Origin of the sequence: Streptomyces odontotermitis (assembly GCF_050510915.1) — a bacterium.
GTDB lineage: Bacteria > Actinomycetota > Actinomycetes > Streptomycetales > Streptomycetaceae > Streptomyces.
Genome location: NZ_JBNJLS010000028.1, coordinates 1 through 22,481, shown reverse-complemented (window position 1 = coordinate 22,481; position 22,481 = coordinate 1). Strand labels below are relative to the sequence as shown.

Annotated in this window: 19 protein-coding genes and 1 riboswitch; of the genes, 9 read left to right on the top strand and 10 right to left on the bottom strand. The window is 70.2% G+C overall.

Annotated features, from left to right (window positions below):
- The first annotated feature begins 11 nt into the window (after positions 1 to 11).
- Positions 12 to 797, top strand: coding sequence for a glucosamine-6-phosphate deaminase (gene nagB / locus ACQB60_RS41770; RefSeq protein ID WP_496931331.1), 786 nt, complete (start codon positions 12 to 14; stop codon positions 795 to 797).
- A 61-nt stretch (positions 798 to 858) separates the two neighbouring features.
- On the opposite strand, the gene ACQB60_RS41765 is transcribed toward nagB, so the two are convergent.
- The 4 genes from ACQB60_RS41765 to ACQB60_RS41750 form a co-directional block, all read right to left on the bottom strand.
- Positions 859 to 2,352 (bottom strand): glycoside hydrolase family 3 protein, encoded by a 1,494-nt coding sequence (locus tag ACQB60_RS41765; RefSeq protein WP_496931330.1) that lies wholly within the window; start codon positions 2,350 to 2,352, stop codon positions 859 to 861.
- 6 nt (positions 2,353 to 2,358) lie between these two features.
- Positions 2,359 to 3,189 (bottom strand): carbohydrate ABC transporter permease, encoded by an 831-nt coding sequence (locus ACQB60_RS41760; protein ID WP_496931329.1) that lies wholly within the window; start codon positions 3,187 to 3,189, stop codon positions 2,359 to 2,361.
- Positions 3,186 to 4,172 carry a carbohydrate ABC transporter permease gene (locus ACQB60_RS41755; protein WP_496931328.1) on the bottom strand — a complete coding sequence of 329 codons (987 nt, stop codon included), beginning with the start codon at positions 4,170 to 4,172 and terminating at the stop codon, positions 3,186 to 3,188. The genes ACQB60_RS41760 and ACQB60_RS41755 overlap by 4 nt, the downstream gene beginning before the upstream one ends.
- 127 nt (positions 4,173 to 4,299) lie before the next feature.
- Positions 4,300 to 5,571 (bottom strand): extracellular solute-binding protein, encoded by a 1,272-nt coding sequence (locus ACQB60_RS41750; RefSeq protein WP_496931327.1) that lies wholly within the window; start codon positions 5,569 to 5,571, stop codon positions 4,300 to 4,302.
- A gap of 361 nt (positions 5,572 to 5,932) precedes the next feature.
- Here ACQB60_RS41750 and ACQB60_RS41745 point away from each other — a divergent pair, with 361 nt between their 5' ends.
- From ACQB60_RS41745 to ACQB60_RS41720, 6 genes are all read left to right on the top strand, one after another.
- Complete coding sequence (locus ACQB60_RS41745; RefSeq protein ID WP_496931326.1) at positions 5,933 to 6,718, top strand: GntR family transcriptional regulator; 786 nt, start codon at positions 5,933 to 5,935, stop codon at positions 6,716 to 6,718.
- A 153-nt stretch (positions 6,719 to 6,871) separates the two neighbouring features.
- The gene (locus ACQB60_RS41740; protein WP_496931325.1) at positions 6,872 to 8,995 is read left to right on the top strand and encodes a carbon starvation CstA family protein; all 2,124 of its coding nucleotides are present in this window, start codon (positions 6,872 to 6,874) and stop codon (positions 8,993 to 8,995) included.
- Positions 8,992 to 9,201, top strand: coding sequence for a CstA-like transporter-associated (seleno)protein (locus ACQB60_RS41735; protein ID WP_496931324.1), 210 nt, complete (start codon positions 8,992 to 8,994; stop codon positions 9,199 to 9,201). Before ACQB60_RS41740 ends, ACQB60_RS41735 begins: the two co-directional genes overlap by 4 nt.
- 110 nt (positions 9,202 to 9,311) lie before the next feature.
- The gene (locus ACQB60_RS41730) at positions 9,312 to 9,581 is read left to right on the top strand and encodes a DUF3311 domain-containing protein (RefSeq protein WP_496931323.1); all 270 of its coding nucleotides are present in this window, start codon (positions 9,312 to 9,314) and stop codon (positions 9,579 to 9,581) included.
- A complete protein-coding gene (gene mctP, locus ACQB60_RS41725) occupies positions 9,578 to 11,218 on the top strand; it encodes a monocarboxylate uptake permease MctP (RefSeq protein WP_496931322.1) in 1,641 nt (546 codons plus the stop codon). Before ACQB60_RS41730 ends, mctP begins: the two co-directional genes overlap by 4 nt.
- 74 nt (positions 11,219 to 11,292) lie before the next feature.
- On the top strand, positions 11,293 to 11,922 hold the full coding sequence (locus tag ACQB60_RS41720; RefSeq protein ID WP_496931321.1) for a GNAT family N-acetyltransferase: 630 nt from the start codon (positions 11,293 to 11,295) through the stop codon (positions 11,920 to 11,922).
- On the opposite strand, the gene ACQB60_RS41715 is transcribed toward ACQB60_RS41720, so the two are convergent.
- A complete protein-coding gene (locus ACQB60_RS41715; protein ID WP_496931320.1) occupies positions 11,919 to 12,683 on the bottom strand; it encodes a hypothetical protein in 765 nt (254 codons plus the stop codon). The genes ACQB60_RS41720 and ACQB60_RS41715 overlap by 4 nt on opposite strands.
- Positions 12,684 to 12,794: 111 nt before the next feature.
- Positions 12,795 to 12,893: riboswitch (adenosylcobalamin-variant (AdoCbl-variant) riboswitch) on the top strand.
- Between the two features lie 142 nt (positions 12,894 to 13,035).
- Between ACQB60_RS41715 and ACQB60_RS41710 the strand changes: the two genes are divergently transcribed.
- Positions 13,036 to 15,435, top strand: coding sequence for a ribonucleoside-diphosphate reductase subunit alpha (locus ACQB60_RS41710; protein WP_496931319.1), 2,400 nt, complete (start codon positions 13,036 to 13,038; stop codon positions 15,433 to 15,435).
- Positions 15,426 to 16,466, top strand: a complete 1,041-nt coding sequence (locus tag ACQB60_RS41705; RefSeq protein WP_496931318.1) for a ribonucleotide-diphosphate reductase subunit beta — start codon at positions 15,426 to 15,428, stop codon at positions 16,464 to 16,466. Before ACQB60_RS41710 ends, ACQB60_RS41705 begins: the two co-directional genes overlap by 10 nt.
- 48 nt (positions 16,467 to 16,514) lie before the next feature.
- Here ACQB60_RS41705 and ACQB60_RS41700 read toward each other — a convergent pair whose 3' ends face one another.
- The 5 genes from ACQB60_RS41700 to ACQB60_RS41680 form a co-directional block, all read right to left on the bottom strand.
- Positions 16,515 to 17,888 (bottom strand): bifunctional albaflavenone monooxygenase/terpene synthase, encoded by a 1,374-nt coding sequence (locus tag ACQB60_RS41700; protein WP_496931317.1) that lies wholly within the window; start codon positions 17,886 to 17,888, stop codon positions 16,515 to 16,517.
- Positions 17,885 to 18,991 (bottom strand): terpene synthase family protein, encoded by a 1,107-nt coding sequence (locus ACQB60_RS41695; RefSeq protein WP_496931316.1) that lies wholly within the window; start codon positions 18,989 to 18,991, stop codon positions 17,885 to 17,887. Before ACQB60_RS41695 ends, ACQB60_RS41700 begins: the two co-directional genes overlap by 4 nt.
- Positions 18,992 to 19,303: 312 nt before the next feature.
- Positions 19,304 to 19,954 carry a peptide deformylase gene (gene def, locus ACQB60_RS41690; RefSeq protein ID WP_496931315.1) on the bottom strand — a complete coding sequence of 217 codons (651 nt, stop codon included), beginning with the start codon at positions 19,952 to 19,954 and terminating at the stop codon, positions 19,304 to 19,306.
- Positions 19,955 to 20,042: 88 nt separating this feature from the next.
- Positions 20,043 to 21,023, bottom strand: coding sequence for a tetratricopeptide repeat protein (locus ACQB60_RS41685; protein ID WP_496931314.1), 981 nt, complete (start codon positions 21,021 to 21,023; stop codon positions 20,043 to 20,045).
- A 168-nt stretch (positions 21,024 to 21,191) separates the two neighbouring features.
- Positions 21,192 to 22,418 (bottom strand): HD-GYP domain-containing protein, encoded by a 1,227-nt coding sequence (locus ACQB60_RS41680; RefSeq protein ID WP_496931398.1) that lies wholly within the window; start codon positions 22,416 to 22,418, stop codon positions 21,192 to 21,194.
- Between the last annotated feature and the right edge of the window lie 63 nt (positions 22,419 to 22,481).

Genomic DNA, 22,481 nt, shown 5'->3' with positions numbered 1-22,481 from the left:
GCAGGCCCAGCGTGGAAGTTGTCATCGTCCCGGACGCCAAGGCAGGCGGCGAGCTCATCGCGGAGGCCATGGCCGCCCTGGTGCGCCGCAAGCCGGACGCCCTGCTCGGTGTCGCCACCGGATCCACCCCGCTGCCCATCTACGAGGCCCTGGCCGCCAAGGTCGGCTCCGGCGCCGTGGATGTGGCGCGCGCCCGCATCTGCCAGCTCGACGAGTACGTCGGGCTGCCCGTCGGGCACCCCGAGTCCTACCGCTCCGTCGTGCTGCGCGAGGTCGTCGAGCCGCTCGGGCTCAGCGAGGCGTCGTTCATGGGGCCCGACGGCAGCGCCGAGGACGTGCAGGGGGCCTGCGACGCGTACGACAAGGCGCTCGCGGAGGCGGGCGGCGTGGACCTGCAGCTGCTCGGCATCGGGACCGACGGGCACATCGGGTTCAACGAGCCCTGCTCGTCGCTGGCTTCGCGCACCCGGATCAAGACGCTGACGGAGCAGACGCGGGTGGACAACGCGCGCTTCTTCGACGGGGACATCGAGCAGGTGCCGCACCACGTCATCACGCAGGGGATCGGGACGATCCTGGAGGCGCGGCACCTGGTGCTGCTCGCCACGGGCGAGGGCAAGGCGGACGCGGTCGCGGCGACGGTGGAGGGGCCGGTGGCCTCCGTGGTGCCCGCGTCGGCGCTGCAGCTGCACCGGCACGCGACCGTCGTGGTCGACGAGGCCGCCGCGTCGAAGCTGAAGCTGGCGGACTACTTCCGGCACACGTTCGCCAACAAGCCCGCCTGGCAAGGCATTTAGACGGGCATACGACGGTGGGGCGCCCCTTGCGCAAGGGGCGCCCCACCGTCGTATGCGCGCGTCAGGAACCGGTGATGACCTCCGCCGCCGCGACCCCGCACACCCGGGCCGCGCCGTACGTCGCGATGTGGAGGGCGCCGCGCGGGGTCGACTGGGGCACGCCCATCTCGACCACGATCGTGTCGGGGCGGGCCGCCAGGAGGGTGTCGAGGGCCGACGCCATCCACGGGTGGCGGTGGGCGTCGCGGACCACCGCCACGATGCGGCGCTCCCCCGCCGCCGCCAGGGCGTCCGCGCCCGCCGTGTCGCCGGAGAAGCTGGCCGTCCCGGTGCCCGGGAGGCGGCGCTGGAGTTCGGCGGCGACGCCCCAGGGGGTCTCGTCGCCGACCGCGATGTTGGCCAGGGGCGTGAAGGCGGCGACGTACGGGGCCTCGGTGACCGGGCCCGCATAGGTCTCGCCGTGCGTGACCGTGAGGGCGCGGCGGGCCGCGGTGAGGCCGATCCCGGTGTCGGGCGCGCCCCCCGAACGATCGGCCGCGCCCGACACCGAGGTCCAGGAGGCGAGCGCCCGCACCCGCTGTGCCGCGTCCGCGAGGCGCTCCTCGGGGAGTTCGCCGGCGCGGACCGCGGCGACCAGGGCGTCCCGCAGGCGCAGGACCGTCTCGTCGTCGGCGAGGCCGCCGCCCACGCAGATCGCGTCGGCGCCCGCGGCGATGGCGAGGGCGCTGCCGCGCTCGATGCCGTACGTCGAGGCGATGGCCTGCATCTCCATGCCGTCGGTGACGATCAGGCCGTCGAAGTTCAGCTCCTCGCGCAGGACGCCCGTCAGGATGCGGTGCGAGAGGGTCGCGGGGCGCTCCGGGTCGAGGGCGGGCACGAGAATGTGGGCGCTCATGACCGCCCGGCTGCCCGCCGCGATGGCCGCGCGGAACGGGGCCAGGTCCCGCGCCCGCAGCGTCTCCACGTCCACGTCGATGCGCGGCACCGCGTGGTGCGAGTCGACCGCCGTGTCCCCGTGCCCGGGGAAGTGCTTGGTGCAGGCGGCCACTCCCGAGGACTGGAGGCCCTCGACGTAGGCGGCCGTGTGGCGGGCCACCAGGAGCGGGTCGGCACCGAAGGAGCGGACGCCGATGACGGGGTTGTCCGGGTTGGCGTTGACGTCCGCGGAGGGCGCCCAGTTGAGGTTGACGCCGCAGGCGGCCAGGCGGCGGCCGAGCTCGGCGGCGACGTCCCGGGTGAGGGCGGTGTCGTCGACGGCGCCGAGCGCGTGGTTGCCCGGGAAGGAGGAGCCGGTGCGCACTTCGAGGCGGGTGACGTCGCCGCCCTCCTCGTCGATGGCGACCAGCACGTCGTCGCGCTCGGCCCGCAACTGGGCGGTGAGCGCGGCCAGTTGCTCGGGCGAGGCGATGTTGCGCCCGAACAGGCCCACGGAGGCGAGCCCTTCGCCGAGGCGGCGGAGCAGCCAGTCGGGGGCCGTGGTGCCGACGAAGCCGGGCTGCAGGACGGTGAGGGCGTCGCGGGTGAGGGTGTCGGTGGCGCGGGTGAGCGTCGTCATGTGGCGTTATCCCTTCACGGCGCCGTCTGTCAGGCCGCTGACGGCCCTGCGCTGCAGGAAGACGAAGAGGATCAGGATCGGGATGGCGAAGAGCGAGGCCGCCGCCATCGTGGCGCCCCAGTCGTCACCGAAGGCGGTCTGGAAGCTGGAGAGCCACACCGGCAGGGTCTTGGCCCCGGGTTCCTTGTTGAGCACGAGGACCAGCGGGAACTCGTTCCAGGCGGTGATGAAGCCGAAGAGGGACGTCGACATCAGACCGGGGGCGAGCAGCGGCAGGATCACGCGGCGGAACGCCTGCATGCGGGTGCAGCCGTCGACCATCGCGGACTCCTCCAGCTCCTTGGGCACCGCGGCGACGAAGCCGCGCAGCGTGAGGAGCGTGAAGGGCAGGATCATCACCATGTAGAAGAGGGTCAGCGGGATCAGGCTGTTCAGCATGTCCGCGTCGCGCACGATGATGTAGATCGCGATGACCATGACTTCCCACGGCGCCATCTGCGCCAGCATGAAGCCGACGATGAAGCCCTTGCGGCCCTTGAAGCGCATCCGGGCGAGGGCGAACGCCGCGGTCACGCCGATGACGAGGGAGAAGAGGACCGCGAGGATCGTCACGGTGAGGGAGTTGCCGACCATGGTCCAGAAGTGGTCGGCGTCGATCGCCTTCTTGAAGTGCTCGAGGGTGGCGTCGGTCGGGAACCAGACCGGGTCCTCGGCGATGATGTCGCCGGTCGGCTTGAAGGCCGTCGCGAACATCCAGTACACGGGGAAGACGCAGAAGACGAACATGACGACAGCGACCAGGTTCGGCCACAGGCGGCCCATCAGCGAGCGCTTCACAGCTCGTCCTCCTCTTGCTTGAGCACGATCCGCAGGTAGAACGAGGTGATGGCCAGCAGGATGACGATGGTGAGCAGCGCGATCGCGGCACCCATGCCGAAGTGCTGGTTGCCCATGCCCTCGATGTAGGCGTAGACGGGCAGGATCTCGGTGAGCCGGTCGGGGCCGCCCTCGTTGATCGTGAAGACCTGCACGAACGCCTTGAAGACCCAGATGATCTCCAGGAACGTCGTGGCGTAGAGGAAGGGCCGCAGATACGGCAGCGTCACCTGGGTGAACTGCTTCCAGGCCCCCGCGCCGTCCAGCGCCGCGGCCTCGTACAGCTCCTTGGGGATGGTGGTCGTGGCGGCGTAGAGATTGATCGCCACGAAGGGGATGGACATCCAGACGATCAGCAGCAGGACGACGAAGAAGGTCGAGTACTGCGAGGCCAGCCAGTCGTGGTCGGCCATGGACTCGAAGCCGACCTTGGCGAGCATCCAGTTGACGACACCGAAGCGCTGCGCGAACAGCCACTGGTAGACCGTGCTCGCCGCGACGACCGGCATGGCCCAGGTGAGCACGAGGCCGAGCAGGAGGAACGTGCGCATCTTCCGGCCGAGGCGCGCGAGGAGCAGTCCGACCAGCGTGCCGAGAACCATGATCAGCACGACGTTGACGGCGGTGAAGGCGACCGAGCGGCCGGTGACCCGCCAGAAGTCCTCGCCGGTGAGGATCTCCTTGTAGTTGTCGAATCCGTTCCACTCGGTCAAGTGCAGGATGAACTGCCGCATGTTGAGGTTCTGGAACGACAGGATCCCGTTGTTGACCAGCGGCCAGCCCAGCAGCAGCAGGGTGGCCGCGAGCGCGGGAAGCAGCAGCAGATAGGGCGTCAGGGCGGCGAAGCGGCCCGGGGCTCTGCGGGGCGCCCCCGGCGCCGGGCCGTCCTTCTTCGGCACCTCCGTCGGGCCGGAGGGCGGCCGTTCGGTCTTCTGCACGGTCATGCTCGCCATCTCTTTCGTGGGCCTAGCGGTATCGCGGTACGCAGCGCGGCGCCGGGAGCGGCGGGCACGGGCCGGTCGGCTCTCCCCGGCCCCGGCCCTGCCCTCCGCCCCCGGCGGGAGCGCGTCGTTACTGCTTCTGCGACAGGCGCTTGTTGAGCTCGCCCTCGACCTGCTTGGCGGCGTCGGCGGGCGACTTACCGTTCAGGACCGCGGTCATGTAGTTCTTGATCGGGTTCGGCGTGTTCTCCACCGGGGCCCACTCCGGGATCAGCGGCGTGGTGCCGCCGCCGGCCGTGGCGGGGGCGGCGGCCTCGGCGGCCGCATTGCCCTTGAGGTTGGACTTCAGGGACTCCTTGTTGGGGATGATCCCGTTCTCCTTGGCGAGCTGGCCCTCGAACTTGTCGGAGAGAGCGATCTTCAGGAACTCCTTGGCGAGCTCCTGCTTCTTGCTCGTCGCCGCGACACCGAAGTTGGAGCCGCCGAGGAAGACGCCCTCGGGCTTGTCGGCCGTGGCACCCGGGATCGTGAAGTAGCCGATGTCCTTCTCGATCTTCTTGTTGGCCTTGATGGCCGTGCCGGCCTCCCAGCTCATGCCGATGAAGGCGCCGGTCTTGCCCTTGGCGAAGACCTCGGCCTGCTGCGGGGTGGCCTCGTCCTTGTTCTTGGGGGCCTTGGAGAGCGCCTGGAACTTCTTGTACGTCTCCATGGCCTTGGTGACCTTGGGGTCGTCGAGGTTCGAGACGTACTTGTCGCCGTCCTTCTTGACCAGTTCGGCGCCCTCACCGAGGGTCAGGCCGACGAAGTGGTACCAGTTCTGGCCGGGCAGGTAGATCGGCTCGGCGTCGGTCTTGGAGCCGATCTTCTTCAGGTCCGCGTAGAACTCGTCGCGGGTCTTGGGGGTGGTCTTGATGCCGGCGTCGGCCCAGATCTTCTTGTTGTAGACCACGACCCGGTTGAGCACGAACCACGGGGCGGCGTACTGCTTGCCGTCCACCACCGAGGACTCGTTGATCGACTTGGTCCAGTCGGCGCCGATGGACTCCTTGAGGTCGCCGAGCTCGGCGAGACCGCCGGTCTTGGCGTACGCGGGAGTCTGGGTGTTGCCGATCTCGAAGACGTCCGGCGGGTTCTCCTCGGAGAGGGCGGTGGTCAGCTTCTGCTGAATGCCGTTCCACTGCTGGATCTCGATGTTCAGCTTGGCGCCGGTCTTCTTCTCGAAGGCGGCCTTGACGTCCTTCTGCCAGGTGTCCGGCGTCGAACCGTCCATGGCCCAGAGCGTCAGGGTCTCCCCCTTGAAGCCGTCCGCCCCGGCCTTCTTGTCACCGTCGTCGCCGCCACAGGCCGCTACCGAGATCAGCATGCCCGCGACACCGATGGCCGCTATGAGCTTGCGCTTCATGTCACCCTCCTCAGGAGTGCCATCAACCCCCCACCCGCAGCGACCAATAGGACGAGAACTGCCCGTGGGACCGGAACCTGGTCTTTAATGGTGTAGACCAGTACGGGGAGCTTGGCCTAGACCTTTAGGGGTGTCAAGGGTGTATAAGAAGGGCTGTCGCGTCCGTTATCGGACCGACACCTGAGCGGGCACGACCGGGTCGGCCCGTCCCGTGCCACGATGTGAGCCGCGACAGACGGAGGAGCCGGTGACGGCAGCAGCACAGCCGCAGAACAGCGCCCCGCGCAGGGGGTCCCCCCAGGTGTCCAGCTCTGGGGGAGCGTCCGGCAGGGGTGGCGGCCGGGAGACGGGTGGGCAGGGCATGGGCAGCACCGATGCGGGAAGCACGGGGACCGACGCGGGCGCGCCCTCGGACGGGGCGAGCGTCGGCCGCACCGCCCGCGTGCCCAAGTACTACCGGCTGAAGCGGCACTTGCTCGACATGACAGAGACGCTCCCGCCGGGCACCCCGGTCCCGCCCGAGCGCACCCTCGCCGCCGAGTTCGACACCTCACGCACGACGGTGCGCCAGGCGCTGCAGGAGCTCGTCGTCGAGGGCCGCCTGGAGCGGATCCAGGGCAAGGGCACCTTCGTGGCCAAGCCCAAGGTCTCCCAGGCCCTCCAACTCACCTCGTACACCGAGGACATGCGGGCCCAGGGCCTGGAGCCGACCTCGCAGCTCCTCGACATCGGCTACATCACCGCCGACGACACCCTCGCCGGGCTCCTCGACATCAGCGCGGGCGGCCGGGTGCTCAGGATCGAGCGGCTCCGGCTCGCCAACGGCGAGGCCATGGCCATCGAGACCACGCACCTGTCCGCCAAGCGCTTCCCCGCGCTGCGCCGCTCCCTGGTCAAGTACACCTCGCTCTACACCGCGCTCGCCGAGGTCTACGACGTGCACCTGGCCGAGGCCGAGGAGACCATCGAGACCTCGCTCGCCACCCCCCGCGAGGCGGGCCTGCTCGGCACGGACGTGGGCCTGCCGATGCTGCTGCTCTCCCGCCACTCCCTCGACGGCGGCGGGCAGCCGGTGGAGTGGGTGCGGTCGGTGTACCGGGGCGACCGGTACAAGTTCGTGGCGCGGCTCAAGAGACCGCAGGACTAGGGCCTGTCCGCGGGACCGGCCCAGGAGACCGCGGGACCAGCCCAAGAGGCCCCCGGGGCAAAGGAGTTGACCGTGCCTGCGGTATAGCGCCGGCCTCCTTCCTGCCATACGGTCCTCCCGTCATCGCCTGATCGGTGAACGGGAGGACGCCCCGTGCGCACAGCTAGCCCCCGCACCATCGTCACCTGGACCCTCGTCGCCCTCGTCGGCGCGGCCGGCTGGACCGTCCTCGCGCTCTCCCGGGGCGAGGAGGTCTCCGCCGCCTGGATGGTGGCCGCGGCCCTCGGCTCGTACGCCATCGCGTACCGCTTCTACTCCAAGTTCATCGCGCACAAGGTCCTCAAGGTCGACGCGACCCGGGCCACGCCCGCCGAGCGGCTCGACAACGGCATCGACTTCCACCCCACCGACCGGCGGGTGCTGCTCGGCCACCACTTCGCCGCGATCGCGGGCGCGGGGCCGCTGGTGGGGCCCGTACTGGCCGCACAGATGGGGTACTTGCCGGGCACCATCTGGATCGTCGCCGGGGTGATCTTCGCGGGCGCCGTGCAGGACATGGTGGTGCTGTTCTTCTCGACGCGGCGGGACGGGAAGTCGCTCGGGCAGATGGCGCGCGAGGAGATCGGCCCGTTCGGCGGGGCCGCCGCGCTGATCGCCACCTTCGTCATCATGATCATCCTGCTCGGGGTGCTGGCGCTCGTCGTCGTGAACGCGCTCGCCGAGTCGCCCTGGGGCACCTTCTCCATCGCGATGACCATCCCCATCGCCCTGTTCATGGGCTTCTACCTGCGGGTGCTGCGGCCGGGCCAGGTCAGCGAGGTGACCTTCATCGGGGTCGGGCTGCTGCTGATCGCGCTCGCGGCGGGGAAGTGGGTGGCCGAGTCGTCGCTCGCCGACACCTTCACGCTGGCGCCGTCGACGCTGGTGATCTGGCTGGTGGCATACGGGTTCGTCGCCTCCATCCTGCCGGTGTGGACGCTGCTCGCGCCGCGCGACTACCTCTCCACCTTCATGAAGATCGGCACCATCGGGCTGCTCGCGGTCGGCGTGGTCGTGGCGCTGCCGACGCTGAAGATGGACGCCGTCACGGACTTCGCCTCGCGCGGCGACGGGCCGGTCTTCGCGGGCTCGCTCTTCCCCTTCGTCTTCATCACCATCGCGTGCGGGGCGCTCTCCGGCTTCCACGCCCTGATCTCCTCCGGCACGACGCCGAAGATGATCCAGAAGGAGACGCAGATACGGATGATCGGCTACGGTTCCATGCTGATGGAGTCGTCCGTCGCGATCATGGCGCTCGTCGCCGCGTCCATCATCGACCCCGGCCTGTACTTCGCGATGAACGCGCCCGCGGGCGTCGTCGGCGACACCGTGCAGCAGGCTTCCCAGGCCGTGGGACACCTCGGGTACACCATCTCCCCGGACGACCTGGCGCGCGCCGCCGACCAGGTCGGGGAGAGCTCGCTGCTGCACCGCACCGGCGGGGCGCCCACCCTCGCGATCGGCGTCTCGGAGATCTTCTCGAAGGCGACCGCGGGCGAGGGGCGGGCCTTCTGGTACCACTTCGCGATCATGTTTGAGGCGCTCTTCATCCTGACCGCGCTCGACGCGGGCACCCGGGTGGGCCGCTTCATGCTCCAGGACATGCTGGGCAACCTCTACAAGCCCTTCAAGAACGTGAGTTGGAAGCCCGGCCTTGTCCTCGCGAGCGCCGCCGTCACCGGGCTGTGGGGCTACTTCCTCTGGGTCGGCGTGCACGAGCCGCTCGGCGGGATCAACCAGCTCTTCCCGATCTTCGGCATCGCCAACCAGCTGCTCGCGGCGGTCGCCCTCGCCGTCTGCACCACGCTCCTGGTGAAGTCCGGCCGGCTCAAGTGGGCCTGGATCACGGCGGTTCCGCTCGCCTGGGACGCCACCGTCACGCTCACCGCGAGCTGGCAGAAGGTGTTCTCCGACGACCCGCGCGTGGGCTTCTTCAAGCAGCGCGAGGTCTACCAGGACGCCATCGACGCCGGGAAGGTCCTGCCGCCCGCCAAGTCCATGGACGACATGCACACCGTCGTCACCAACTCGACGGTCGACGGCGTCCTCTCCGCCCTCCTCGCCGTCCTCATCGTCGTGGTGATCGCCGACGCGGCCCGGATGTGCGCGCGCCATCTGCGCGACCCGGGGGCCACGACGCTCAGCGAGGCGCCCTATGTGAAGTCGAAGCTGGTGGCTCCCGCCGGGCTCGTGCCCACCCGGGAAGAGCGGGCACAGGCGCGGGAGTTGGCGAAGTGAGGGCGGCTCTGGGGCGCGCCGCGCACGGGCTGCAGTGGCTGCGGTGGTACCTGCGCGAGCTGACGGACGAGTCGGCGTACGACCGGTATGTGGCGCATATCCGCAGGGAGCATCCGGCCGCAACCGTCCCCAGCCGCCGCGCATTTGAGCGCATGCGGACAGACCGGCAGGAGTCGGACCCACGGCAGGGGTTCCGCTGCTGCTGAGCAGGGACCTTGGCGCGTCCGTTATCCGGACAGGGGTTCCATACGGCGAGACTGTGGCTTAGATTTCCCGCACGTTAAGCATGGGATAAGTGAGGGAGCGGAGCCGCCGTATGTCAGATGCGCCCGAAGTGAGCAGACCGGTCGTGACGCCGGTCCGCGTGGTCATCGCCCTCTGCCTCGTCGCGCCCTTCGTGGCCATGCTCTGGGTGAGCTCCTACGCGAAGGTGGAGCCGCTCTTCATCGGCATCCCGTTCTTCTACTGGTACCAGATGCTGTGGGTGCTGATCTCCACGGCGCTGACGATGATCGCGTACAAGCTGTGGCAGCGCGACCAGGGCGACCGTAACGCCAAGAAGATCGAAGGCGGGGCTGACAAGTGAAGGAGCTCGCAGCGGGAACGGGCGGCGTCAACGGCGTCGCGCTCGCCGTCTTCATCTTCTTCTTCCTGGCCGTCACGGTCATGGGCTTCCTGGCCGCGCGCTGGCGCAAGGCCGAGAACGAGCAGAGCCTGGACGAATGGGGCCTCGGCGGCCGGTCGTTCGGCACCTGGGTCACCTGGTTCCTGCTCGGCGGCGACCTCTACACCGCGTACACCTTCGTGGCCGTCCCGGCGGCGATCTACGCGGCGGGCGCGTCCGGCTTCTTCGCGGTGCCGTACACGATCCTGGTCTACCCGCTGATCTTCACCTTCCTGCCGCGCCTGTGGTCCGTCTCGCACAAGCACGGGTACGTGACGACGTCCGACTTCGTCCGCGGCCGCTTCGGCTCCAAGGGGCTCTCGCTGGCCGTCGCGGTCACCGGCATCCTCGCCACGATGCCGTACATCGCGCTCCAACTGGTCGGCATCCAGGCCGTGCTCGACGTCATGGGCATCGGCGGCGACGCGGGCACCAACTGGTTCATCAAGGACCTGCCGCTGCTGATCGCCTTCGCGGTCCTCGCCGCGTACACGTACTCCTCGGGTCTGCGCGCCCCCGCCCTGATCGCCTTCGTGAAGGACGGGCTGATCTACCTCGTCATCGCGGTCGCGATCATCTACATCCCGATCAAGCTGGGCGGCTTCGACGAGATCTTCGCCGGTGCCGCCGCGAAGTTCGACGCCACCAACGAGGCGGCGGGCAAACCGGTTTCGGGCCTGGTGCCCGGCTCGGCGGGGACGTGGACCTACGCGACGCTCGCCCTGGGCTCCGCGCTCGCGCTCTTCATGTACCCGCACTCGATCACGGCGACCCTCTCCTCCAAGAGCCGCGACGTGATCCGCCGCAACACCACGATCCTGCCCCTGTACTCGCTGATGCTGGGCCTGCTCGCGCTGCTCGGCTTCATGGCGATCGCGGCCGGGATCAAGGTCGAGAACGGGCAGTTGGCGATCCCGCAGCTCTTCGAGGACATGTTCCCCGACTGGTTCACGGGCGTCGCGTTCGCGGCGATCGGCATCGGCGCGCTGGTCCCTGCGGCCATCATGTCCATCGCGGCCGCGAACCTCTTCACGCGCAACATCTACAAGGACTTCCTGAAGCCCGACGCCACGCCCGAGCAGGAGACCAAGGTCTCCAAGCTCGTCTCGCTGCTCGTGAAGGTGGGCGCCCTGGTCTTCGTCCTCACCATGGACAAGACCGTCGCCATCAACTTCCAGCTCCTCGGCGGCGTGTGGATCCTGCAGACGATGCCCGCCCTGGTCGGCGGCCTGTTCACCCGCTGGTTCCACCGCTGGGCACTGCTCGCGGGCTGGGCGGTCGGCATGGTCTACGGCACGTGGGCGGCGTGGAGCATGTCCTCCCCGAAGCAGGCGCACTTCGCCAGCAACTCCAAGGAGATCCCGGGCATCGGCGAGATCGGCTACATCGGTCTCACGGCGTTCGTCCTCAACATCGTGGTCACGGTGGTCCTCACCTTCGTCCTGAAGGCCCTCAAGGCCCCCGAGGGCGTCGACGAGACCTCCCCCGGCGACTACACGGCCGACGCGGGCGACAAGGGCGTCCAGGTCGAGCTCCCCAAGGTGGGCGCGGGCCACTGAGCCTTCCCTGCACGTGGACGGGCCGCCGGGAAATCCGGCGGCCCGTCGTCGTACGCGTGCGGGACACTCCCGGCATGGACCTCACCATCAGGCAGGCGCACACGCAGGAGTACGAGGCACTGGGCGCCGTCGTGGCGCGGGCGTACCGCGCGGACGGGCTCCTCGACTTCGAGGAGAGCGACGGCTACGAGGAGCAGTTGCGGGACGTCGCGGGCCGGGCCGCCGCCGCGCGCATCCTGGTCGCGGTGGACGGCGGCACGGGCGGGAGCGGCGCGGGCGGGGGCGGCACGGACGAGAGCGGCACAGGCGGCCGCGCGGGCGGGGGAGGCACGGACGGCCGCGAGGGCGACGGCGGCCGAGTGCTCGGCGACCGGGTGCTCGGCGGCGTCACCTTCGTGGAGTCCGGCGGCCCCATGGCGGAACTGGCGCGGGCCGGCGAGGCCGAGATCCGCATGCTGGCGGTCGCCCCCGACGCGCGCGGCCGGGGTGCGGGCGAGGCACTGGTGCGGGCCTGTGTGGAGCGGGCCCGAGCGGTCGAGGGCTGCGTCCGCGTGATCCTGTCGACCCAGCCCACGATGCACGCGGCCCACCGCCTCTACGAGCGCCTCGGCTTCGTACGGGTACCGGAGCGGGACTGGCTTCCGGTGCCCGATGTGCGGCTGCTGGCCTACGAGTTGGAGCTCAGGCCCGGGAGCCTGCCCTAGGCCGTGCCCGCACTCACCGTGACCAGCACTCCGCCGACGCGGACCTCGGCGGTGTGCGTGGGCGTGCCGTCGTGCTCGTCGCCGCCCAGGACGCGGCTGGTCTCCAGGGTCGCCTCGTCGCCGATGCGGGGCAGCTGTCCGACCGAGTGGTGCCGGGTGATCGGGGCGGCCTCGGTGTCCTCCGTCACATCGGGGCACAAGTACCGCGGCTTGCTCTGGAGTTGGAGGTAGCGGCCGGCGTCAGCGGGACTCAGCGAGACGAGGCGCCGGCTCACGGGCGGCCGGGACGCCGCCGCCTGCTCGGACGCCGAACCCAACTCGCCCGCCCCGCCGCCTGCTTCATCCGCCCCGCCGCCCGTCTCGTCCGCCCCTCCGTCGGCCTCGTCCGCCCCGGCACCGCCCTCGCCCGCCCCGCCGTCGAAGACCAGCACCTGCTGCGCGCTCGCACCCCGCATGTCGTACAGCTCGCCGTTCGCGTCCTTGCCGCGCGCGCAGGAGCCCCAGTCGCCGCGCCCGAGGCTCTTGCCGAAGAGCCCCACCGCGATGTCCGTCGGCCGCGCGCGCTCGGCGAAGGCGTCGTCCGCGAGCAGCGCCCCCTCCAACTGGCCGTCGCCGAACGTCTGCGCGGCGCCCGCACGCCCGTCGACGCCCTCCGCGCTCGGCGGCCCGTCCGAGAGCCAGCCGCCCGCCCCGCAGCCCGCGAGCGGCGCGATCAGCGCCCCGCAGAGGGCCGCGCAGGCCGCACCCCGCCCCGCCCTCACCGCCCCTCCCGCGCCGCTTGATCCGTCAAGCCGCCACCCTCACCACACCCCAGCCGACACAAGATGTGGTGCTGCCTCCGAAACCCAGCACAAGATGTATGCTCGTCCTCGCTGTCGCCGCAGGGGAATCCGGTGGAAGTCCGGAACTGTCCCGCAACGGTGTATGTGTACGTCTTTGTCGTACCCATGAGTCCGAGAACCTGCTGACAGTGCGCCCGGTGCATCCGCTCCGGGTGCCGAGACGTCCGGGCCTCGTGGAATGGGCCGGTGGACGCGGCGCCCCGCCCTGCGCGGACGCGCCCGCACCGCCGTGCTCCCCTCGGGCCCAGAGCCGAGCGAGGGAGTGCTCCACGTGACCATCGCGCCAGCCGAACCGGCCTCAGCCCAGCAGGCCCGAGCCGCGGAAAAGGCAGCGGACCAGGCGGACAAGGTACAGGACGCGCCGGGCACCGCCCTGCTGCGTACCCTCACCGACCTCTGTGCCGACCTTCCCGACGCCGACCCCGGCCGGGTCGCCGCCGCCGCGCTGCGCGGCCGCTCCGCCAAGGCGGACGAGGCGGAGCTGCGGGACCTGGCCACCGAGGCGGCCGCGGGGCTCATCTCCGAGGACCCGGTGTACTCGAGGCTCGCGGCCCGGCTCCTCACCATCGGCATCCGCGAGGAAGCGGCCTCGCAGGGCGTGACGTCCTTCTCCGGCTCGATCGCGGTCGGCCACCGCGAGGGCCTGATCGCCGACCGCACCCAGGAGTTCGTGGCCGCGCACACGGCCCGCCTGGACGCGCTGATCGACCTCGACGGCGACGACCGCTTCGGCTACTTCGGCCTGCGCACCCTGCACAGCCGCTACCTGCTGCGCCACCCGCTCACCCGCAAGGTCGTGGAGACCCCGCAGCACTTCATGCTCCGCGTGGCCAGCGGTCTCGCGGAGGACGGCAGCGACCGCGCGGTGGACGAAGTCGCCGCGCTGTACCGCCTGATGAGCCGCCTGGACTACCTCCCGTCCTCGCCCACCCTCTTCAACTCCGGCACCCGCCACCCCCAGATGTCCAGCTGCTACCTGCTGGACTCGCCGCTGGACGAGCTCGACTCGATCTACGACCGCTACCACCAGGTGGCCCGGCTCTCGAAGCACGCGGGCGGCATCGGCCTCTCGTACTCCCGCATCCGCAGCCGGGGTTCGCTGATCCGCGGCACCAACGGCCACTCCAACGGCATCGTCCCGTTCCTGAAGACGCTGGACGCCTCGGTGGCGGCCGTGAACCAGGGCGGGCGCCGCAAGGGCGCCGCGGCGGTGTACCTGGAGACCTGGCACTCCGACATCGAGGAGTTCCTGGAGCTGCGCGACAACACCGGTGAGGACGCGCGCCGCACGCACAACCTCAACCTCGCGCACTGGATCCCGGACGAGTTCATGCGCCGGGTCGCCGCCGACCAGGACTGGTCGCTGTTCTCCCCCGCCGACGTGCCCGACCTCGTCGACCTGTGGGGCGACGACTTCGACGCCGCGTACCGGAAGGCCGAGGCCGAGGGGAAGGCCCAGAAGACCATCCCCGCGCGGGACTTGTACGGCCGCATGATGCGCACCCTCGCGCAGACCGGCAACGGCTGGATGACCTTCAAGGACGCCGCCAACCGCACCGCCAACCAGACCGCGGAGCCCGGCCACACCGTCCACTCCTCGAACCTGTGCACCGAGATCCTGGAGGTGACGGACGACGGGGAGACGGCCGTCTGCAACCTCGGCTCGGTGAACCTGGGCGCCTTCGTGGACCGTTCGATCGACGGTGGCATCGACTGGGAGCGGCTCGACGCCACCGTGCGCACCGCCGTGACCTTCCTCGACCGCGTCGTCGACATCAACTTCTACCCGACCGAGCAGGCGGGCCGCTCGAACGCCAAGTGGCGTCCCGTGGGCCTCGGCGCCATGGGTCTGCAGGACGTCTTCTTCCAGCTGAAGCTGCCCTTCGACTCGCCCGAGGCGCGCGCCCTGTCTACCCGTATCGCGGAGCGGATCATGCTCGCCGCGTACGAGGCGTCCGCCGAACTCGCCGAGCGCAACGGCCCGTTGCCCGCCTGGGAGAAGACCCGCACCGCGCGCGGTGTGCTGCACCCCGACCACTACGGCGTGGAGCTCACCTGGCCCGAGCGGTGGGCGGCGCTGCGGGAGCGGATCGCCGCGACCGGCATGCGCAACTCGCTGCTGCTCGCCATCGCGCCGACCGCCACCATCGCGTCCATCGCGGGCGTCTACGAGTGCATCGAGCCGCAGGTCTCCAACCTCTTCAAGCGCGAGACGCTCAGCGGCGAGTTCCTCCAGGTCAACTCCTACCTGGTGGACGAGCTGAAGCGGCTCGGCGTCTGGGACGCACAGACCCGGGAGGCGCTGCGCGAGGCCAACGGCTCGGTGCAGGGCTTCAGTTGGGTCCCGGCCGAGGTGCGCGAGCTGTACCGCACGGCGTGGGAGCTCCCGCAGCGCGGCCTGATCGACATGGCGGCGGCCCGCACCCCGTTCCTCGACCAGGCGCAGTCGCTCAACCTGTTCCTGGAGACGCCGACCATCGGCAAGCTCTCCTCGATGTACGCGTACGCCTGGAAGCAGGGCCTGAAGACGACGTACTACCTGCGCTCGCGCCCGGCCACGAAGATCGCCCGCGCCGCCCGCGCCACCGCCCCCGTACCCCAGCAGGTCGCCGACCCCGAGGCCGTCGCCTGCTCCCTGGAAAACCCCGAGTCCTGCGAGGCATGCCAGTAATGACGACCGAAGCCACTCAGACGGAGACGTCCAAGAACCTGCTCGACCCCGGCTTCGAGCTCACCCTCCGCCCCATGCGCTACCCCGACTTCTACGAGCGCTACCGGGACGCGATCAAGAACACCTGGACCGTCGAGGAGGTCGACCTCCACTCGGACGTCGCCGACCTGGCGAAGCTCTCGCCGGAGGAGCAGCACCTCATCGGCCGCCTGGTCGCGTTCTTCGCGACGGGTGACTCGATCGTCGCCAACAACCTGGTGCTCACCCTCTACAAGCACATCAACTCCCCCGAGGCACGGCTGTACTTGAGCCGTCAGCTCTTCGAGGAAGCCGTGCACGTCCAGTTCTATCTGACGCTGCTCGACACCTATCTGCCCGACCCGGAGGACCGCGCGGCGGCCTTCGACGCGGTCGAGAACATCCCGTCGATCCGCGAGAAGGCGCAGTTCTGCTTCAAGTGGATGGACTCGGTGGAGAAGCTGGACCGGCTGGAGACCCAGTCCGACCGCCGCCGCTTCCTGCTGAACCTGATCTGCTTCGCGGCGTGCATCGAGGGCCTGTTCTTCTACGGCGCCTTCGCGTACGTCTACTGGTTCCGCAGCCGCGGCCTGCTGCACGGCCTGGCGACCGGCACCAACTGGGTGTTCCGGGACGAGACGATGCACATGTCGTTCGCCTTCGACGTCGTCGACACCGTGCGCAAGGAGGAGCCGGAGCTCTTCGACGACGCGCTGCAGCAGCAGGTCACGGACATGCTGGCCGAGGCCGTCGAGGCCGAGCTGCAGTTCGCCCGCGACCTGTGCGGGGACGGGCTGCCCGGCATGAACACCGAGTCGATGCGCGAGTACCTCCAGTGCGTCGCCGACCAGCGCCTCCAGCGTCTCGGCTTCGCCCCGGTGTACGGCTCCGAGAACCCCTTCTCCTTCATGGAGCTGCAGGGCGTGCAGGAGCTGACGAACTTCTTCGAGCGGCGGCCCTCGGCGTACCAGGTCGCGGTCGAGGGGTCGGTCTCCTTCGACGACGAGTTCTAGTCCCGAGGAGGGGCTGGGGGGTGCGGCCCCCCAGCCCCAGCCCCTCACTCAGCGCGGATCGGCGCGCAGCACGAGGCGCTTGGGGTGCAGGGTGATCCCCACCTTCGTGCCGCTGTCCGTTTCCGCTACGCGCGTCAGCCGCCAGAGTGGCACCACCGTGCCCAGAATGATGGTGAGTTCCGCCAGGCTGAAGTGGTCGCCGGGGCACTTTCGGTTGCCGACGCTGAACGGCATCATCGCGAACTCCGGTACGTCTCCCGCGCGCCCGGGAGTCCAGCGGTCGGGGTCGAACTCCAAGTGCCGTTCGAAGGAACGCGGATCGCGCTGCATCGCATAGACGCTGTAGACGATGTCGGCGTTGGCTGGAATGCGATAGCCACCCAGCTCGGTTTCGGCCACGGAGCGCCGGGTGAATATCCAGGCGGCGGGCCGTATGCGCATCGCTTCGGTCACCACATTGTGCGTATGCGGCAGCCGACCGAGATCGCCGAATGTGATCGGCCGGCCGCCTGCGACGTCCTTTACCTCTTCAACCAAACGCCTTTCCTGTTCGGGGTGTTGGGTGAGCAGGTGGAAGGTCCACGCCAGGGTCGAGGCCACATTCTCCGCGCCCGCCACCACCAGGGAGACCACGTGGTCGTGGATCTCCGCGTCGGTGAGCGGGGCTCCCGTCTCGTCCCGGGCGGCGAACAGCTCCGCCAGCAGGTCGTCCTTCGCCGCGCCGTCCGCGACACCGCCCCGGCGCTCCGCGACGATCTCGTCGACCAGCGCGTGCAGATCGGCGAGCGCCCTCTCGAAGCGGCGGTTGGCCGGCGTCGGGACCTTGTAGAGCGGCCCGACGGACAGCACCATCCGCCGGTAGAGGCCCTCGAAGACGGTGTGCAGCGAGTCGGCGATCCGGTCCGCCTTCTCGCCGATCGAGTCGACCTCCAGGAGCGAGCGCGACACGATGCGCACCGCCGTGCGGAACATCTCGGCGCTGACGTCGACGGTCTGGCCGGGGAGCCAGCGCGCCGCCGTCGCGCGCGCCTCCTCTTCCATCACCTTCGCGTAGTCGGCGATCCGCTCGGGCCGGAACGCGGGCTGCATCATCCGCCGCTGGCGCCGGTGCAGCTGCCCGTTGCTGGTCGCGACGCCCTTGCCGAGGAGGACTTCGAGGGTGTCCCACAGGGGTCCGCCGACGATGTACTCCGGGCTCTTCAGGAGCGCCCCCGCCAGGTCGGGCGCCGTGACCGCGTACGCCGTCTTGGGCCCCAGCCTGATCCGGACGAGATCCCCATGGTCACGCAGCTGTGCGAGGAAGCCGAGTGGGTCGCGCACCAGGTTCCAGGCGTGGCCGAGCAGCGGTGCGCCGCCGGCCACCAGGGGCGGCTCGGCTATCGGGCGGGTCGTGGTGACGGGGCTACGGGATTCGACGCTCATTCCTCACCTGCCAGGTCGCTCGCGAGATCGTCGATGTACGGGGGTGTCGACCGGTCGTCCCAGCTGTCCACGCGGTACCGGCCGGACTCGTGGTGGAACCAGTACACGGAGCTGAACCAGTTCCGCATATTGGTCACGCAGTCGGTGAGGGCCTCGCCTATTTCCCGGCCACGCTTCGAGCCGTCGGCTGCGAATTCATGGGCGAGCGCGAATACTTCCTGTTCCGCCTTGAGGAAATCCTGGACGCATCGACTCACGCGCCTATGGACTTCGGCGACCGCGCCTTCGAGAGAAAGGCCCTCGTGCTGGATGAGACTGATTCCGAGATTGTGCACCTCATCGCCCGCGATTTCCTTCGGGAGCGAGCAGAGGTCGTTGTACCACGCGGAGAAATCCTGTGTGGCGAGTGCGGCCCGCCGATATGCGGGGTGTTTCCTTGCCGCGGTGGGGAGTTCGAATCGCGCGGTCGGTTCGAGAAGGTCGATCCAGATCCAGTGCGCGAAGGTGAGCCGCCGGAGTTCCACATAGTCGGCGACCGTCGGAACGGTGTGGCGCGTGCGGTTGTCGTACTCGTGGTCGTACGCGTCGATCACCACGTGGAAGTGTCGGACGAACCGGGTGTCCCACTTCCGACTAAGCCGGGAGCACATGCGCACCACACAGTCGGCGAAGGCTGCGACCAGGGGATCCCGGTGGTGCAGATGGCGCCGGGGCGCGTCGAGTGCCGCGTGCAGATCGCGGCAGAGCCGTCGCCAGCCCTCCGTCCTGCGGTGCACGACGTCCCGGTCGTGCCGGTCGTCCCAGGCGAAGAACCAGGCACTGAAGTCCGCGATCGCGGAGAGCAGGTCGTCCGGGGCGCCGATGTAGTAGCCCGCCACCAGGTCCGTGTAGCAGAGGCTGTCGGCGTACCGCGCGACCTTGTCGGCCGGCATGAGCCGCTTTTCCAGCAGCCAGACCCGTGTTGTCTCCTGAAGCTTTGGCCAATACGGATGCAGATTGCGAGGAAACGCGGACTCGATCACCGGAAGGGAGAGCGCCGGTGGGACCGTCACCCTGGGTCCCGCTGTCGGTGTCCTTGAAGTGCTGTGTGAGAAAGCAGGCACGAACTAACCCCTCTCAGCCGCCAGTTGAGCGAGCGCCCCTCCCGCCGTACCGGGCGCGCGCCGTTGCGTATCCCCGCGCTTTCCATTCAGCATCACAACTGACCGTTCTGGGAACAGATTTGCGCCATTCACTACCCCAAGGTGCCGAGAACCTCCCCATGTGTGACTGATTCTGGATCATCCGAGGGCGTTCTCAGTGCGGCCATCGACCACACATGCGAACGGCGCCTGGTCGGGAGGGGGTCCCGGCCAGGCGCCGTCGGTGGTGCACACGCGCCTCAACAGGCGCTTCGTTCCCAGGAGTTGGGTACGTCAGTCGTTGGACACCACGGGGTAGCGCGGGGTGCCTTCGGCCATCTGCTTCAGCGCGTCCTTCCGCTCCCGCTTGGAGAGGCGGTCGATGTACAGGTAGCCGTAGAGGTGGTCCGTCTCGTGCTGCAGGCAGCGGGCGAAGTAGCCGGTGCCGCGCACCTTGATCGGATTGCCCTTCTCGTCCTGCCCGGTGACCTCCGCGTAGTCCGGGCGGGCCAGCTCGGCGTAGGCGGTGGGCACCGAGAGGCAGCCCTCGTTCGACGCGTCGAGGCTGCGGCGCTCGGCGGGCAGGTCCTGCAGCACCGGGTTGCACACGACGCCGACGTGGCGCACGCCCTCGTCGTCCATGCAGTCGTAGACGAAGACCTTCAGGTCGACGCCGATCTGGTTGGCGGCCAGGCCCACGCCCTCCGCGGTCCGCTGGCTCGCGAACATGTCGTCGACGAGCTGCGCGAGCTCGTCGTCGAAGGCCGTGACGTCCTTGCACTCCTTGTGCAGGACCGGGTTGCCGACGACCGTGATGGGCCGGGACGTGCCGCGCTCGCGGTAGGCCGTCTCGCGCTCCTCGCAGTCCTCCGTGTCGATGACGAAGCCCTCGTCGTCGACGGGGAGCACCCCGCCGGAAGCCTGCTGCTCAGTGTCCTGCGCCATGTCCGCCGTACGCCTTCCTGGGAACCCTAGTGATACTGCCGCTACAGCCTACGGGGCGTACGCACCCGCCCTTCCCGGGATCCCGGCCTCAGCAGACCTCTTCGAGGTCCCGCCAGTCACGGGAGTCCGGGCTGTCCGCCACCCAGCCGTCGAGCAGCCCCCGCACCAGCGCCGCCGGCGCCGCGATCCCGCACTCCCGCTCCGGCACCCACAGGGCGCCCGGGCTGCGGTGGCCGAGCGGACCCGGGTGGCCGGGCTCGCTGTGGTCGTGCGGGTCCAGGTGCTCGCCGTCGCCCTCGTCGCTGGGCATCCGGGACTCCGAGCACATCCGGCACAGCAGGCGCACCGACGAGGACCAGTCCTCGGCGGCGAAACCCGCGTCGGCGGCCAGCTTCTCCAGGGCGTCCCGGTCCTCCTCGGTGGCGGCCTCCAGGAGGACCACCCAGGTGGGCACGGGTGAGGGCGCCCACAGCTCGATCTCGTCGAAGACCGGGTACGAGTGCCCGGCGGCCGTCGTGCGCTCGCCGTGCGGGACGCCGTCGTGCAGCACGACCTCGCCCCAGCGGCGCCCGGAGGACGGCAGCGGGATGGACAGGACCTCGATGCGGGCCGGGTCGATCCTGCGGCCCCACACCACCTCGGCCTCGCCCTCCGGAGAGAGCCGCACGGCCGCGCTGCCCAGGTCCATGCCCGCGGGCTCCCCGGTGGCCGCGACGCCCCCGGGCACCCGCAGGCCGTACGCCTGCCAGGCACGGCGGGCCAGCGGCCAGTCCTGCAGAGCCGTCGCGGCGATGCCCACGTTCCACCAGTCCGGGGCGCCGGCCGAGCGGTCGAGCAGCGCGACGGCGCGCAGTCCCGCGGCCCGCGCCTGCTCCCAGTCGTGCCGGAACTTGTGCAACAGGGCCAGGTTGAACCAGGACTCGGACAGCCAGGGTTCGAGGTCCGCCGCGCGCGTCAGGAGCGCGCCCGCGTCCTCGTACCGCCCGTCGCCGATCAGCGTGAACGCGCGGTCGGTGGCCTGCCGCCAGGAGGCGGAGGGCCGGTGCCGTCCCTTGCCGAAGATCCTCACGATTCCCGCCTGCCGGTTTACCGGTTGGTCGCGCCCAGCACCGGTGACTGGGCCTCTTCGCATCCAACCACGTGCAGTCGGACGCCCGCTCATTACCCGTGGGTTACCCAACAGAGACGGACCTCAGTCGAGCCCGCCCGTCTCCCACCACCGCCCTCAACCGAGCCCCTACGGGGCGTCCCCACTCCGCACGAGCACTCGGGCCAGCGACTCGACCACTTCCGGCTGGTACTCGTGCCCGGTACCGAGCCGGAGCCGCTCCAGAGCGCTCAGCGGGCCTCCTGGACCTGCTGCCCGGGCCATCTCGTCGTACGCGTTCGCCGTCCGCACGATACGCGCGGTGAGCGGTTGGTCGCGATAGGGATCCGCCTGTCTCTCGACGATGACGGCAACTTCCGCGTCCACCCCTGTCTGCCGCACCACGGCCCCGCCCAGCAGAGCTATCCGCCGCTGCTCCACCCCGGACAGGGCCGCGGTGGCCCCCTCCGGCACCGGGTCGACCAGGGAGAGCTGGCCGATGTCGTGCATCAGGGCGGCGTGCTCCAGGACGGTGAGGTCGGCCCGGGACAGGCCCAGGTCGCGGCCGACCGCACGGGCGAGGGCGGCCACCCGGCGGGCGTGGCCCTGCGGGGTGTATCCGGCGATCTCGGTGGCCCTGGCGAGCGAGGTGATGGTCTGCCGGTACGTCGTGCGCACGGCGTCGTACCGGCGGAAGGCCAGCTGGGTGAGGAGCAGCGGCAGGCTGAAGACCGGCAGCGCCCACAGGCCCACCACGGCGACCGCGAGCGCCATCACGGCGCCGGTCGCCCCCACCGCCGAGCCGATCCCGAGCATGGCCCGCAGCTCGTCGCGGAGCAGCGGCCCGAACGGCCAGCCGGTGCGGGCGTGCGCCAGGGCCGCGGCGAGCACGGCGTCGCAGAGCGCGGTGAGCACGAGGAGGGCGACGAGCACCAGCGCGTAGGCCGGCCCCTGCCCCACCCTCCCCCATTGCCCTAAAGGCATGGGAGGTGCCCCCTGCCCCAACTTCCCCGAGTTGTACAGGGGTTGGAAGCAGACGGCGGCGAAGCCCACGGTCAGCACGCGGCGCGCCAGATAGTCCGGGCCCGGCCCCCGGCCGAGCGCCACATGCGGCACGACGCCCAGGAGCCCGGCCGCGACGACGACGGAGATGACCTGCGGGACGCCGTGGTGCGTGGCCTGGCCCGCGCTCTCCCCGAGCAGCGCGTAGGCGAGCGCCCCGGCGGCCCCCAGCGGCGCGGGCTCCCGCTCGTCCGCGGCGCCGCCCCACCCGGTGAGCTCGCCGACGGCGACGAACAGGCCGAAGGCGAGGGCGGTGCCGGGCTCGGCGACGCCGTGCCAGAGGGTGTGGGCGAGGGCGAAGAGGGTGAGGAACACGGCCGCGGCGCGCGTGACCGCGGTGAGCGGGTGCGGGCGCGGCTTCCCGGCCGGCGGCTTGCC

Excerpts from the sequence above, each read along its gene's own strand:
- ACQB60_RS41765 (WP_496931330.1), bottom strand. The coding sequence starts at position 2,352 with ATGACGACGCTCACCCGCGCCACCGACACCCTCACCCGCGACGCCCTC.
- def (WP_496931315.1), bottom strand. The coding sequence starts at position 19,954 with ATGGCGCAGGACACTGAGCAGCAGGCTTCCGGCGGGGTGCTCCCCGTC.
- ACQB60_RS41745 (WP_496931326.1), top strand. The coding sequence starts at position 5,933 with ATGGGCAGCACCGATGCGGGAAGCACGGGGACCGACGCGGGCGCGCCC.
- ACQB60_RS41705 (WP_496931318.1), top strand. The coding sequence starts at position 15,426 with ATGCCAGTAATGACGACCGAAGCCACTCAGACGGAGACGTCCAAGAAC.
- ACQB60_RS41730 (WP_496931323.1), top strand. The coding sequence starts at position 9,312 with ATGTCAGATGCGCCCGAAGTGAGCAGACCGGTCGTGACGCCGGTCCGC.
- ACQB60_RS41750 (WP_496931327.1), bottom strand. The coding sequence starts at position 5,571 with ATGAAGCGCAAGCTCATAGCGGCCATCGGTGTCGCGGGCATGCTGATC.
- ACQB60_RS41755 (WP_496931328.1), bottom strand. The coding sequence starts at position 4,172 with ATGACCGTGCAGAAGACCGAACGGCCGCCCTCCGGCCCGACGGAGGTG.
- ACQB60_RS41720 (WP_496931321.1), top strand. The coding sequence starts at position 11,293 with ATGGACCTCACCATCAGGCAGGCGCACACGCAGGAGTACGAGGCACTG.
- ACQB60_RS41700 (WP_496931317.1), bottom strand. The coding sequence starts at position 17,888 with ATGAGCGTCGAATCCCGTAGCCCCGTCACCACGACCCGCCCGATAGCC.